At 60.2% G+C, this 13,111-nt stretch carries 15 protein-coding genes; 8 read left to right on the forward strand and 7 right to left on the reverse strand.

Going from position 1 to position 13,111, the window contains the following annotated elements; all coding sequences use genetic code 11:
- Window position 1: 1 nt before the first annotated feature.
- On the reverse strand, window positions 2-1,471 hold the full coding sequence (locus ACJ8KE_RS20495; protein WP_004941664.1) for a beta-barrel assembly-enhancing protease: 1,470 nt from the start codon (window positions 1,469-1,471) through the stop codon (window positions 2-4).
- Between the two features lie 339 nt (window positions 1,472-1,810).
- On the opposite strand from ACJ8KE_RS20495, the gene ACJ8KE_RS20500 reads away from it, so the two are divergent.
- Entirely contained in the window at window positions 1,811-2,350 is a 540-nt protein-coding gene (locus tag ACJ8KE_RS20500; protein WP_004941666.1) for an RrF2 family transcriptional regulator, read from the forward strand.
- A gap of 160 nt (window positions 2,351-2,510) precedes the next feature.
- Window positions 2,511-3,719 (forward strand): NAD(P)/FAD-dependent oxidoreductase, encoded by a 1,209-nt coding sequence (locus ACJ8KE_RS20505; RefSeq protein WP_079450417.1) that lies wholly within the window; start codon window positions 2,511-2,513, stop codon window positions 3,717-3,719.
- A gap of 34 nt (window positions 3,720-3,753) precedes the next feature.
- Here ACJ8KE_RS20505 and ACJ8KE_RS20510 read toward each other — a convergent pair whose 3' ends face one another.
- The gene (locus ACJ8KE_RS20510; protein WP_004941672.1) at window positions 3,754-4,215 is read right to left on the reverse strand and encodes an Lrp/AsnC family transcriptional regulator; all 462 of its coding nucleotides are present in this window, start codon (window positions 4,213-4,215) and stop codon (window positions 3,754-3,756) included.
- Between the two features lie 193 nt (window positions 4,216-4,408).
- On the opposite strand from ACJ8KE_RS20510, the gene ACJ8KE_RS20515 reads away from it, so the two are divergent.
- On the forward strand, window positions 4,409-5,026 hold the full coding sequence (locus ACJ8KE_RS20515) for a LysE family translocator (protein ID WP_097101559.1): 618 nt from the start codon (window positions 4,409-4,411) through the stop codon (window positions 5,024-5,026).
- A gap of 2 nt (window positions 5,027-5,028) precedes the next feature.
- On the opposite strand, the gene ACJ8KE_RS20520 is transcribed toward ACJ8KE_RS20515, so the two are convergent.
- Window positions 5,029-5,481, reverse strand: coding sequence for a GNAT family N-acetyltransferase (locus ACJ8KE_RS20520; RefSeq protein WP_016926733.1), 453 nt, complete (start codon window positions 5,479-5,481; stop codon window positions 5,029-5,031).
- Between the two features lie 43 nt (window positions 5,482-5,524).
- Window positions 5,525-6,127, reverse strand: a complete 603-nt coding sequence (locus tag ACJ8KE_RS20525) for an XRE family transcriptional regulator (protein ID WP_097101561.1) — start codon at window positions 6,125-6,127, stop codon at window positions 5,525-5,527.
- Window positions 6,128-6,170: 43 nt separating this feature from the next.
- Here ACJ8KE_RS20525 and ACJ8KE_RS20530 point away from each other — a divergent pair, with 43 nt between their 5' ends.
- Entirely contained in the window at window positions 6,171-6,863 is a 693-nt protein-coding gene (locus tag ACJ8KE_RS20530) for a B3/B4 domain-containing protein (protein WP_033639670.1), read from the forward strand.
- Between the two features lie 6 nt (window positions 6,864-6,869).
- On the opposite strand, the gene ACJ8KE_RS20535 is transcribed toward ACJ8KE_RS20530, so the two are convergent.
- Window positions 6,870-7,085 (reverse strand): hypothetical protein, encoded by a 216-nt coding sequence (locus ACJ8KE_RS20535; RefSeq protein WP_016926736.1) that lies wholly within the window; start codon window positions 7,083-7,085, stop codon window positions 6,870-6,872.
- An 852-nt stretch (window positions 7,086-7,937) separates the two neighbouring features.
- Between ACJ8KE_RS20535 and ACJ8KE_RS20540 the strand changes: the two genes are divergently transcribed.
- Window positions 7,938-9,014, forward strand: coding sequence for an AI-2E family transporter (locus ACJ8KE_RS20540; protein ID WP_016926738.1), 1,077 nt, complete (start codon window positions 7,938-7,940; stop codon window positions 9,012-9,014).
- 44 nt (window positions 9,015-9,058) lie between these two features.
- Here ACJ8KE_RS20540 and bcp read toward each other — a convergent pair whose 3' ends face one another.
- Together bcp and ACJ8KE_RS20550 are read right to left on the reverse strand one after the other, a co-directional pair.
- A complete protein-coding gene (bcp, locus tag ACJ8KE_RS20545; protein WP_015378709.1) occupies window positions 9,059-9,523 on the reverse strand; it encodes a thioredoxin-dependent thiol peroxidase in 465 nt (154 codons plus the stop codon).
- Between the two features lie 2 nt (window positions 9,524-9,525).
- Window positions 9,526-10,131, reverse strand: coding sequence for a glycine cleavage system transcriptional repressor (locus tag ACJ8KE_RS20550; RefSeq protein ID WP_369783268.1), 606 nt, complete (start codon window positions 10,129-10,131; stop codon window positions 9,526-9,528).
- A gap of 110 nt (window positions 10,132-10,241) precedes the next feature.
- Here ACJ8KE_RS20550 and dapA point away from each other — a divergent pair, with 110 nt between their 5' ends.
- The 3 genes from dapA (at window position 10,242) to purC (ending at window position 13,076) form a co-directional block, all read left to right on the forward strand.
- Window positions 10,242-11,123: a 4-hydroxy-tetrahydrodipicolinate synthase gene (gene dapA, locus ACJ8KE_RS20555; protein WP_004941701.1), complete on the forward strand. Its 882-nt coding sequence runs from the start codon at window positions 10,242-10,244 to the stop codon at window positions 11,121-11,123.
- Between the two features lie 16 nt (window positions 11,124-11,139).
- Window positions 11,140-12,192, forward strand: coding sequence for an outer membrane protein assembly factor BamC (gene bamC / locus ACJ8KE_RS20560; RefSeq protein ID WP_015378707.1), 1,053 nt, complete (start codon window positions 11,140-11,142; stop codon window positions 12,190-12,192).
- A 170-nt stretch (window positions 12,193-12,362) separates the two neighbouring features.
- Window positions 12,363-13,076: a phosphoribosylaminoimidazolesuccinocarboxamide synthase gene (gene purC, locus ACJ8KE_RS20565; RefSeq protein ID WP_004941708.1), complete on the forward strand. Its 714-nt coding sequence runs from the start codon at window positions 12,363-12,365 to the stop codon at window positions 13,074-13,076.
- Window positions 13,077-13,111: the final 35 nt, after the last annotated feature.

Here is a 13,111-nt window from a genome sequence, read left to right on the forward strand (position 1 = left end):
ATCAGCTGCGCTGGTATTGGCGGAAGCGCTGTTGCAGTTGGCGCAGCTGGTCGATGCGCGCATCGTAACGCGCCTGTTTCAGGCTGCCGAGTTTTTGCAGCGAGCTGGCATTGCTGAGCAGGCCGATGGCCTGATCGAGCCGGCCGGTCAGCGCCAGGCTTTCGGCGCGGGCCGACAGCTCTTCATCGCGCAGCCCCTGAGCGGCGCTGGCTTGCGCCAGCAGATCCCAGCCGTTCGGATCGTCCGGATGGGCAAAGGTGTAGCGGTTCAGGATCTTCGACGCCTGCGCCGGTTGGTTGCCTTCGACATAGGCGTTGGCCAGGTTGAGCTGCAGCACCGGGTTGTTGTTCTGGGCGGCATTGGCCGCCTGCAGGCGTGCGATCGCCTGCGGCGCGCGTTTCTGGCCGAGATCGATGTCGGTCATCAGGTCGATCAGCCAGACGTTTTTCGCATCCTGCGCCAGCATCGGCTGAATGATGTTGCGCGCGTCGTCGTATTTTTTTGCTTCATAGAACAGAATGGCGCGGCCGTATTTGGCGGCCGCCTGTTCGCGCACGTTGCCCTTGCTGAGCGAGCCGAGCAGCTCTTCGTTCAGGCCATAACCTTCCGAACTGTACATGCCCAGTGCGCGCACCTTGGCCATCAGGTAATCCTGCGAAGACTGCACGATGTGTTTCGGCATCTGGTTGGCGCGGTTGCGCGCGTCTGAGAGGCGGCTGTCCGGCAACGGGTGCGTCAGCAGCATTTCCGGCGGCTTGGAGGCGTAGCGCGACTGATCCGAGAGTTTCTGCAGGAAGTCGGGCATGGCTTCCGGATCGAAACCGGCGCGTTGCAGCACCTGAATGCCGATGCGGTCGGCTTCCTGTTCATTCGATTGGGTAAAGCTGATCATGCCCTGCTGGGTGCCGGCCATGGTGCCGCTCAGCGCCGCCATGCCCATGGTCGGGTTGGCCATCGCCAGCAGAATGGAACCGAGCGCGCCCACCCAGGTCAGCGGGGCGTTGCGCTGTTGATCTTCCATTGCGCGCGCCAGGTGGCGCTGGGTGACGTGCGAGATTTCGTGCGCCAGCACCGAAGCCAGCTGGCTTTCATTGTCGCTGACGCGGAACAGCGCGGAGTGCAGCACCACGTTGCCGCCGAAGAAGGCGAAGGCGTTGATTTCGTCGTTGCGCACCAGATAGAAATGGAACGGCGTGCGCACCGAATAGGCGCTGGCCACCAGCCGGTTGCCCAGCTGATTGATGTACTGGCTCAGCAGCGGATCGTTGATCAGCGGGGCGCTGGCGCGCAGTTGGCGCACATAGAAATCGCCCATCGCCAGTTCTTGTCCGATGCTCAGGGTGCCGCCGGCGGAGGTGCCCATATCCGGCAACTGGTCCTGGCTTTCCGCCTGTGCTGGCGCCAGGGCGGTGGCGTTCAGCGTGCTGAGCAGCAGCACCGCTAACGCGGTTTTGGTCAACCGGTTGGTCATAGTCAGGCGTTTCCCTTAAATAATCATTTCTAAGACGTCAGCAGCAGACAAGAGTTCTTTATTCCCGCGGCGCAATCCGCGCGAAAGTGCGGCGGCTCACAAACCGCGGCGGCGGCACCCATCACATCATAGTCAGCCGCAGGCGACAAGGAAACGTTAGCCAAGCGCGAATCGAGCAAAAAAGTTTTATTTTTCATTTTGAAGGGCGCTTTTTTGTCGCTGGCGACATGCATTTTTAATAAAACACAGACAAACTTAGTCTGTGTTTTATTGACAAGATAAACGCAGACTCATATAGTCTGCGTTATTGAAGATTCACTGACGGTCGAAAACGGACATATGGCGTACATCACAACCAGCGTTGAATATGGCATTCACTGCCTGCTGTGGCTGGTCGGCGATAACCAGCGCGCGCTCAGCAGCCGCGAACTCGCCGAGCTGCAAGGCATCTCCCCCAGCTTTCTCGCCAAGATTTTTCCCAAGCTGGAAAAGGCGGGGATCGTCGCCGCCAGCGAAGGGGTGCGCGGCGGTTACCGGCTGGCCCGTCCGGCGGATGAGATCAGTTTTCTGGAAATTATCGACGCCATCGAGGGGCACAAGCCGCTGTTCGATTGCCAAGAGGTGCGCGGGCGCTGTGCGGTGTTCGATGATTCCCCGCCGGATTGGGCGGTCTCCGGCAAATGCGCTATCCATGCGGTGATGCTGCAGGCGGAGAAGGCGATGCGCGATGCGCTGGCGGCGCAGACCCTCGGCGCCGTCGCCGCCCGTTTTGGCCGCAAAGCGCCGCAGGGCTTTTTCGGCGAGGTCAACCTCTGGCTCGACGAGCGCATGACGGAACGCACCGCGCGCAGTGGCAAAACGGCGCGCGCCAAGACCTAATCGCCGCCTTTCCTTAAAGCGAAACACACTTTTTCCCGCCTCTTCGGAAGGGGCGGGCGGGTCTTCTGCACCCTGTTACGGGAGCGGAACGGCATCGTTCATCCGAAAAAACTGCGGGCAGCCTTGTCGCCCGGTTAACCCTGTATGAAGGAGTCATCCCATGACGCAGAAAATAGTGATTGCCGGTTCCGGTTTTGCCGGTTTTTGGGCCGCCGTGTCCGCCATGCGCGCCATTACCCTTGCCGGTAAGCATGACGATATCGAGGTGCTCATGGTTTCACCGACGCCAACCGTTACCATCCGGCCGCGCCTGTATGAAGCCGTGTTGGAAAACATGAACCCGGACATTTCCGCGCAGCTCGCCGTCGTCGGTGTGCGCCACCTGGCCGGGACGGTAGAGCGTATCGATGCCGCTGCTAAAACGCTCACGGTGGCGCCGGCGGCGGGGGAACCCCTGGAGTTGGCCTACGATCGTTTGGTGTGGGCCACCGGCAGTCGGCTGTCCGTGCCTGCGGTGCCGGGCTTTGCCGAATACGGTTTCAACGTCGATACGCTGGAAAGCGCGCAGCGTTTGGATGCCCATATTAAAGCGCTGGCGGCCAAACCGTCGACGCCGGCGCGCAACACCGCCGTGGTGGTGGGGGCGGGGCTGACCGGCCTGGAGAGTGCAGCAGAGATGCCGCAACGGCTGCGTGATGCGCTGGGCAAAGACGAGAATGTGCGCGTGGTGATCGTCGATAGCGCCCCGGAAGTGGGCGCCGGAATGGGCGCGGAGCCGGGGGCGGTGATTCGCCAGGCGCTGGCGGAGTGCGGCGTGGAAGCGCGGGCCGGCCTGCGCGTCTCGGCCATCGACGCTGAGGGAGTGATGCTGTCGAACGGTGAGCGCATCGCCGCCAACACGGTGATCCTGGCGGCGGGCGTGCGGGCGCATCCGCTGACCGAACAAATCCCTGGCGAGCGCGACGGCAGCGGCCGGGTGATCGGCGACGCCTTCCTGCGCGCGCCGGCGGCGGCGGGCATTTTCGTGACCGGCGATACGGTGAAGGCGGCGACCGACGATCTCGGTAACCACAACCTGATGACCTGCCAGCATGCGCTGAGCCTTGGCCGCGTGGCCGGCCACAATGCGGCGGCGGAGCTGGCGGGGTTGCCGACGCACCCGTACAGCCAGCCGAAGTATGTGACCTGTCTGGATCTGGGCCCCTGGGGGGCGCTGTATACCGAAGGCTGGGAGCGCCAGGTGCGCTTTACCCGTCAGGCAGGCAAAAAGATTAAGCAGGAGATCAACACGCAGTGGATTTATCCACCGGCGGCGGATCGCGAGGCGCTGTTCGCCATCGCCAATCCGGATTTCGTGATTGTGCCTTAAGGTCGTCAAAACGGGAGCGGCAACGTTCCCGTCGTCATTTTCCCAACGGCAGGAATGAACGCTCCGGCACCACGGTTTTCATCACCAGCGTGGAGCTCAGGCGTTGCACGCCCGGCAGGGCGGAGAGTTTCTCGTCATAAAGCTGCTGAAAGGCGGGCAGATCGCGAGCGATCACGTGCAACAGATAGTCGGGGTCGCCAAACAGCCGCTGTGCCTGCACCACCTGCGGAATGTCCACCATGGCGTTTTCGAAGGTTTCAACGGCGCGGCGATCGCCTTCGCGCATGGTGACGAACACCAGGGCGGAAAAGTTATAGCCCAGGCTGCCGGGATCGAGCTGGGCGCGGTAACCCCTGATCACCCCGGACTCCTCTAATGCCCGCACCCGGCGGTGGCAGGGGGACACGCTCAAACCGATCCGCTCGGCCAGCTCGGTCACCGACAAACGGCCGTCGGCCTGCAGTTCAGCAAGAATCTTGCGATCAATCTTATCCATTTGGAAAAATTTCCCCGTTTATGCCGATTTCAGGCAAGTAATTGAAAGCACATTTTAACGTCATGAGGATATTCTTGCCATCTGTTGAACGGTTTTACGGCCGCCGCGGCAGGCGGAGGCCGTTCTTCTTCCACGAGGAAAGCGCAATGGTTCTCTGTTCGATGTGGCGCGGCGCGTTTGAGAGGGCGCTGGCATGACGCTCGCTCTTTTCGCCGCGTTTTGGGGGGTGTCGATTTTGTTGGTGATCACGCCAGGTATGGATTGGGCCTATGTGATCTCGGCGGGCATTCGCGGCCGGGTGGTGGTGCCCGCCGTCGCCGGCTTGCTGTTTGGCCACCTGCTGATGATTGCGATCGTGGTGGCGGGCGTCGGCGCGCTGCTGGTCGGCAACCCGCTGGCGCTGACGGCGCTCACCTTGCTGGGGGCGGCTTATCTGTTGTGGATCGGTTTCAACATGCTGCTGCACCCGCCGGTGCCCGGCGCCGGTGAAGATCAGCGTTCCGATTCCTGGCTGCGCTGGGCCGGCAAGGGCGTGTGCGTCAGCGGCTTGAACCCCAAGGTGTTTCTGCTGTTTCTGGCGCTGCTGCCGCAGTTTACCGACGCCCGAGCCGAATGGTCGGTGCCGATGCAGATGCTGGCGTTGGGCGTCGTGCATTTGATCAGCTGCGGCCTGGTGTATCTGCTGGTGGGGTTTGGTTCGCAGTCGGTGCTACGCACGCGCCCGCAGGCCGCGAAGGTAGTGGGGCGCATTTCCGGCGCGGCGATGATCGTCATCGCCCTCGGGCTGCTGGCCGAGCAGGCGCTGAAATAGCGCTACCGTCGGTAAATGTCCGGCCGGGCGATCTGCCAGACAAAGTCGGGGCGGTTGATGGCGCTATAGCCCACTTTTTCGTAGAGCCAGGGGGCGGTGCTCGTGACCAGCATGACTCGCCGCAGCGTCGCCATCAGCGGATGGGCCTGGCAGCATTCTGCCAGCCATAGGCCCAGCCCGCTCTTTTGGTACGTTTCCAGCACGTACACGTCGCACAGATAGCCGAAAGTGGCGTAATCGGTGACCAGCCGGGCGAAACCGATCTGTCTGGCCTCGTGATACAAACCGAAGCACAGGCTGTGGGCGAGCGACTGGCGGACGGTCTCTTTATCGATTCCCTCCGCCCATGACGAACGGGTCAGAAAAGCGTGGATGGCATCGAGATCCAGCAGAACGGGATCGGTGCTGACGAGATAGTCCGCACGCCGCCACTCCCGTGGGGCAGGGGTTGTCATGATGGTTCTTCTCCTGTGCAAGCGTTCAGGTCAGGGCCGCCGTTCAGGCGTGCAATTCGGCGACCGTCATGGTGAAAATCAGCGTGTCTTCGCCTTCGTTGGCGTACCGGTGCGGGCCGTCCGTTTTGGCGACCGCCGAACAGCCCGGCGCAATCATGAGCTCGGTCTGTTCGACGGCCAGGCTCAAGACGCCTTGCTCAACGTGCAGCAGCTCGAAGGTGCCCGTCGGGTGGCCGCCCGATGCATAGGCTTCCCCCGGCGCCATTTCCCACCGCCACAGTTCTATCATGTTCGGGCCTTGGGTGCCCGCGAGCAAGCGGGCCGAGCCGCCGCGATCGCCATGCCACAGCGTGGGAATATCTTGGTTTTCAATCAGGTAGGCGGCGGGCGCGCGGGTGACGTTGACGATGTCCGCCACCGACAGACCCAGCGCCGCCGCGAGCTTGCACAGGATGGCGATGCTGGGATTGGCGGCGCCTTTCTCGATCTCCACCAGCATGCCTTTGCTGACGCCCGCCCGGCGCGACAGCTCATCCAGCGATAGCTTTTGGCTTTTTCTTTGTTGCTTGATGCGGTGCGACACCGCTTCGCTGACGGTTTGCACGTCGGCGCCGAACTCGGTCGGTCTGTTGACTTTGGCGTTCATCGGTCAATATTATGAAATAAAATGGTCAATATAGGATTATTCAATGATTTTAGTCGATCCGTCAATCGATCCGGCCGTCGCTGCGCTGGCACCCGGTTTCCGGGCGTTAAGCATTACCGCGGTTGCGGCTCCCATAACCCATCCGGACGTGGGGGCATTGGCGTTGGCGCAAGCCTGTCGCGCCCTCGGCGAGGAAGACGCACCCTGGGCAGAGGCGCATCTCACGGCCTGGCGCGAGGTGTTCATGCAGTTTGGCGCCAAACCCAAGCGTACGCCCTGTTCCGCCGACGCCCTGCGCAAGCGCGCGCTGCGCGACGGCACGATGCCCAGCATCGATCCGGTCGTCGATCTCTATAACGCCGTCAGCATTCGTTATGCAGTGCCGGTGGGGGGCGAGAATATCGCGGCCTATGTCGGCGAGCCGCGGCTGATCGTCGCGGATGGCAGCGAACTGTTTGATACCGTCAAAGAGGGGGCGCTGATCCATGAATCGCCGGAGGCGGGGGAGGTGGTTTGGCGCGACGATCGCGGCGTGACCTGCCGCCGCTGGAATTGGCGCCAGGGGGTCAGAACCCGGTTGAGCGCCGAGGCCGAGCGGATGTGGTTCATCCTGGAGAGCCTGCCGGCGATGCCGTTGGCGGCGCTGCACGAGGCGGGCGACGAATTGATTGCCGGTTTACGGCAAATGATGCCCGGCGTCACGGTAGAGCAACGGCTCATCGGCTGCGCCTCGTAACAGGCGTCAGCACTGGCGGCGGACCAAACCGCTGATCAAATCCAGCGCGTCGTCCGCCGCCGCGATTTCGCTTTCGCTGAGCGCCTGCCGTTCGATGAAGCACTCGATAGCTTCCAACAGGGAGAAGACGCTGATTTCATCTCCTATCTTTACGACTTCGCAAACGCCACGCCCGATCGCCAGACAGATGGCTTCATCAAATTCACACGGTTTGCTGTTCATTTTTCCCCCTACGGCATTTGGGATTATATCGGCCATGCTACCGGTTTTTGCCCGGTGGCTGTCTGACGAAAATCCCATTTTTTCGTTGATGCTGACGGGCGCACGAGCGCGGGCATTGGCGAAATTCTGATTTCCTCACCGTGGCCAAATTTCCCTTGTGACCACCGTGCCGGCGCGGTATTGTCGCCAAATGACGACAATACCGCCTCATTGTCCGCATAAAAAATTCATGACGTTATCATCCCTTCATCCCGCTGCCGTGCGGGATTTTTTTATGAGGTTTATCTCAAAGTGCGGATAACCTCGACGCGATCGCTTGCCATGCTCTGAGAATAATCCTAGCTTGAAATAGTCATTTAGGGTTGGCAATCCCTCATGACCTCCTTGTAACACTTGATGCACCAGAACGTTTTCTCCCCCGCCGCGGCGGGGGTTTTTAATGACGTGCATCAGAAAAGGCCGTGAACGTAGAACCGACAGAGTTCGTGACGATAACCAGTTTAAGCATCAGGGGACGGGACAATGAAAAATGATCTGGCGGCGGCGATCGCGATTGGCTGTGTGTTGTTGTTCGCATTGGCGGTCGGTTCGCCCCTTTCTATCGTTACTTCGCTGTAATCTTCCGCGGCCCCGTTCGGGGCCGCTCATCGCGCCAGTCGCCGCGTCTGCGGATTTTTGCGTCGATCGCCTGCCCGCGCGATAAAATCAGCCAGTTCGCTGTTGATGTATGGCGAACTTTGAGTACTCTGAGTGCTTTGCACATCCCGCGTGCGCCCATTCTATCTATGCTTTAATCAGGCCTATCACAGGAATCGCCATGCCCGCCCGCCAAATCTCAAGGAGCCCGCTCTGATGCTGGAGATGTTATTACAGTGGTACCGCCGCCGCTTCACCGATCCTCAGGCCATCGCGCTGCTGGTGATCCTGGTTGCCGGGTTCCTTATTCTCTATTTTTTGCATGGCATTCTGACCCCGTTGCTGGTCGCCATCGTGCTGGCGTATCTGCTGGAGTGGCCGACCGCGCGCCTGCAGCGCATCGGCTGTTCGCGCACCTGGGCGGCGAGCGTCATGCTGCTGGTGTTCGCGGGCGTCGCCATGCTGCTGGTGTTCGTCGTCGCGCCGACCGCCTGGCAGCAGGGCATCAATCTGATGAGCGATCTGCCGGGCATGCTCAACCAGTTCTATAACTTCGCCGCGACGCTGCCGAAGCGTTATCCGGCGCTGGTGGATGCCGGCATCATCGACATGATGGCGGAAAACCTGCGCAGCCGGTTGTCCGGCATGGGCGAATCGGTGGTGAAATTCTCGCTGGCGTCGCTGGTCGGCCTGCTGACGTTGGCTATCTACCTGATCCTGGTGCCGATGATGATGTTCTTCCTGCTGAAGGACAAAGAGCAGCTGCTGAACGCGGTGCGCCGCGTGCTGCCGCGCAATCGCGGCCTGGCGGGGCAGGTCTGGAACGAGATGAATCAGCAGATCACCAACTACATTCGCGGCAAAGTGCTGGAGATGGTGATTGTCGGCGTGGCGACCTACCTGGTGTTCGCCGTGCTGGACATGCGCTACTCGCTGCTGCTGGCGGTGCTGGTGGGGTTCTCGGTGTTGATCCCCTACATCGGCGCGGTGCTGGTCACCATACCGGTAGTGGTGGTGGCGCTGTTCCAGTGGGGCGTCGGCGCCGATTTTTGGACGCTGATCGTCGCCTATCTGGTGGTGCAGGGGCTGGACGGCAACCTGTTGGTGCCCATTTTGTTCTCCGAAGCGGTCAACCTGCATCCGCTGGTGATTATCCTGTCGGTGATCGTGTTCGGCGGGATGTGGGGCTTTTGGGGCGTGTTTTTCGCCATACCGCTGGCGACGCTGGTGAAGGCGGTGATCCATGCCTGGCCGGATGAACTGCGGGTCGAGGTGGAAGACAAGGCCGACTGACTGGGAAGAAACGAAGCGCAGCAGGCCGCTGCGCTTCGTGAGAATTACTGCTGCAGGTAGTTCAGAACGATGTCGTGGTGATTGGTGGTTTTGAAATCATCAAACACTTTTTCAATCTTGCCGTTGGCATCGATCAGGAAACTGATGCGGTGAATGCCGTCGTAGGTCTTGCCCATGAAGGTTTTCTCGCCCCACACGCCAAACTGTTGTGACACCTGATGATCTTCATCAGACAACAGCGTGAAGTTGAGCAGCTCCTTTTCGGCGAAGCGCGACAGTTTTTCCGGTTTGTCGGTGCTGATGCCCAGCACTTCGACGCCGACCTTTTTCAATTCGTCCATGTTGTCCCGCAGGCCGCAGGCTTGCACGGTGCAGCCCGGCGTCATCGCCTTCGGATAAAAATAGACCAATACTCGCTGTCCCTGGAAGTCGGCCAAATTAATTTCCTCACCGTCCTGGTCAGGCAAACTAAATTTCGGCGCTGTGTCACCGGCTTTCAATGGGCTCATCACTACTCTCCATCTTTCTCGTCATGCTGTGGATAGTTCACCACGCTAATACTGCCTTGCGCGTTCAATTCTGTACATAGGCGATGGAAGGCTTGCTCAATATTTGAGGCGTCCCGATCGCCGGAGCTGTGGGCGGTGATTTGGATATACAGCTGCGGCGGCAGGTCGCCGTCCGCCGGCTGCGTGCGCGAGACCAGTTCGGCGATATTCATCTGGCTGGAGTCGAACAAATCGGTAAAGCGTTCGATGATGTGCGGCGAGTCCTTCACTTCCACCTGCACCCACACCGTGGCCGGCATCGGCGGCCTTTCGTGCGAGTTTGTGCGCTTCATCACGATCAGCAGATCCAGCTCCGCGCCTTTTTGCGGCAGGGTGGATTCGATCAGGGTGATGGCGTTCCAGCTGCCGGACAGCAGCATGATGAACGTGAACTCCTCTCCCAGCATGGCCAGACGGCTATCTTCGATATTGCATCCGCAACTGCTGACGTGGCGGGTGATGGTATTGACGATTCCGGGGCGGTCGGCGCCGAGCGCGGTAATCACGAGATAGTGTTCGTCTGACTGAGGCAAAATAGCGCTTCCTGTCGTGCTCAATGGGGTTACCATGGTAAACATAAAAAAAACCGCCTGCCAAGCGCTTACAACGCGGTTGTGCGCTTGCTTTTGGATAGGCAGCAAAAGTACCATGAGTGACTTGTTTGTGGAGGGGACGGCCAATGTTTACGGGAAGTATTGTTGCACTGGTTACGCCGATGGACGACAAAGGTGCTGTCGATCGCGCGAGCCTGAAAAAATTGATCGATTATCATGTAGCCAGTGGCACCGCGGCGATCGTTTCCGTAGGGACCACCGGCGAGTCCGCAACGCTTGCCCATGACGAGCACGTTGACGTGGTGCTGCAGACGCTGGAGTTGGCCGACGGCCGCATTCCGGTGATCGCCGGCACCGGCGCCAACGCCACCGCCGAAGCCATCGCGCTCACCACCCGCTTCGCCAACACCGGCGTGGTGGGCTGCCTGACGGTGACGCCGTACTACAATAAGCCGACGCAGGAAGGGCTGTATCAGCACTTCAAGGCGATCGCCGAGAGCACCGAACTGCCGCAGATCCTGTATAACGTGCCTTCGCGCACCGGCTGCGACATGCTGCCGCCGACCATCGCTCGGCTGGCGAAAATCAAGAATATTGTTGCTGTAAAAGAAGCGACGGGGAACTTAAGTCGCGTTAGTCAGATCCAAGTGCTGGTTGACGATGAAGATTTCATTTTGCTGAGCGGCGACGACGCCAGCGGGCTGGACTTCATGCAACTGGGCGGCAAAGGGGTGATTTCCGTGACGGCCAACGTGGCCGCGCGCGAGATGGCGGAACTTTGCGCGCTGGCGGCGCAGGGCAAATTTGCCGAAGCGCGCCGCTTAAATCAGCGCTTGATGCCATTGCATCAGGATCTATTTGTAGAAGCAAACCCAATTCCGGTGAAGTGGGCCTGTAAGGCGTTGGGATTGATGGCAACCGATACGCTGCGTCTGCCGATGACGCCGTTGAGCGAAGCCGCCCGCCCGGTGGTGGAGCGCGCGCTGAAAAGCGTCGGTTTGCTGTAACTCTAAGGGAAATTTGATGGCTTATTCATTGCAAAAGTCGACGGTAGCAAAAGTAGTGGGCATCTCATTGGTGATGATGCTGGCAGCCTGCAGCAGCGATCAGCGCTACAAGCGCCAGGTCAGCGGCGACGAGGCCTACCTCGACGCGGCTCCGCTCAAGGCGCTGAACGCGCCGTCCGGCATGATCCTGCCGGTGCAGAGCGGCAACTATGACGTGCCGGCCACAACGGTGCAAGGCAACGTCGGCAAGCAGCTGGACATTCGTCCGCCGGTGCAGCCGTTGGCGCTGCTGAGCGGTTCGCGTGCGCAATACGCCGGCGACAGCGGCACGCTGCTGCTGGAAAACAGCCCGCAGAACCAGAACCTGTGGTCGCGCGTGGTCAGCCTGCTGCAGGCGAAGAACATCGCGATCGCTTCCCGCCAGGACGCCGGTCAGACCCTGACCACCGACTGGGTGAAGTGGAACCGTCTGGACGAAGACAACCAGTACGAAGGCCGTTATCAGATCAGCGTGCAGCAGCAGGGCTACCAGCAGGCGCTGGTGGTGAAAAGCGTTGGCCTGCAGCAGCAGGGCAAGACCGAGCAGGTGACCGATCAGTCTGAGATCCAGCGCTACAACGGCATGATGATCAACACCCTGATCGAAGGCCTGGACAAGCAGGATAACCTGGCGAGCAGCCAGACGGCCAGCCGCTTCGGCGCGCTGGACGTGCAGAGCGGCGCCGATGACACCGGCCTGCCGATGCTGGTGGTGCGCGGCCCGTACACCGTAGTGTGGGATCGCCTGCCGCCGGCGCTCGAAAAACTGGGGATGAAAGTGGGTGACCGCAGCCGTCCGCAGGGCACCGTCGCCGTGACCTACAAGTCCCTGAGCAGCAGCGATTGGGATGCGTTGGGCGTCAAGGATCCTGAACTGACGGAAGGCGATTACAAACTGCAGGTCGGCGATCTCAACAACCGCACCAGCCTGCAATTCATCGATCCGAAAGGCAAACCGCTCACCCAGTCGAAAAACGACGCACTGGTGGCGGCATTCCAGTCAGCCTTCAGCAAAACCAGCGTTAACTAATCAAAAAGGGGCTTCGGCCCCTTTTTGTTTTGTCTATACGGTATCGTTTGCGTCGCAGGTTTGGCACAATAGTGTCCGGCACGCCAAAGAATTCATTAGGTCAATTCTATACCCCCTAATTTCGGGCCGCGCTCGGGAGACAACGGGGATACATCACTGGAGTAAGTAAGATGCAAAAGCTAGCTGAGCTGTATCGCGGAAAGGCAAAAACCGTTTACACCACCGAGAATCCCGATCTGTTGGTGTTGGAGTTCCGCAACGATACGTCAGCACTGGATGGTCAGCGCATTGAGCAGTTCGATCGCAAAGGCATGGTGAACAACAAGTTTAACCATTTCATCATGAGCAAACTGGAAGAAGCCGGCATCCCGACCCAGATGGAGCGTCTGCTGTCCGACAACGAAGTGCTGGTGAAGAAGCTGGACATGGTGCCGGTGGAGTGCGTGATCCGCAACCGCGCCGCCGGTTCGCTGGTGAAGCGTCTGGGCATCGAAGAAGGCCTGGTGCTGAACCCGCCGCTGTTCGATCTGTTCCTGAAAAACGACGCCATGCACGATCCGATGGTGAACGAATCCTACTGCGAAACCTTTGGCTGGGTGAGCAAAGAGCATCTGGCACGCATGCGCGAGCTGAGCTACCGCGCCAACGACGTGTTGACCCAGCTGTTCGACGACGCCGGCCTGATCCTGGTCGACTTCAAACTGGAGTTCGGTCTGTTCAACGGCGAAGTGGTGCTGGGCGATGAGTTCTCGCCGGACGGCAGCCGCCTGTGGGACAAAAACACCCTGGACAAGATGGACAAAGACCGTTTCCGTCAAAGCCTGGGCGGCCTGATCGAAGCCTACGAAGAAGTGGCGCGCCGCATCGGCGTGAAACTCGACTAAGCGTCGGCACCGCCATTCGGGGCGATCCGGCCGGA

Source organism: Serratia sp. CY56464, from assembly GCF_052168435.1.
Lineage (GTDB): Bacteria > Pseudomonadota > Gammaproteobacteria > Enterobacterales > Enterobacteriaceae > Serratia > Serratia marcescens.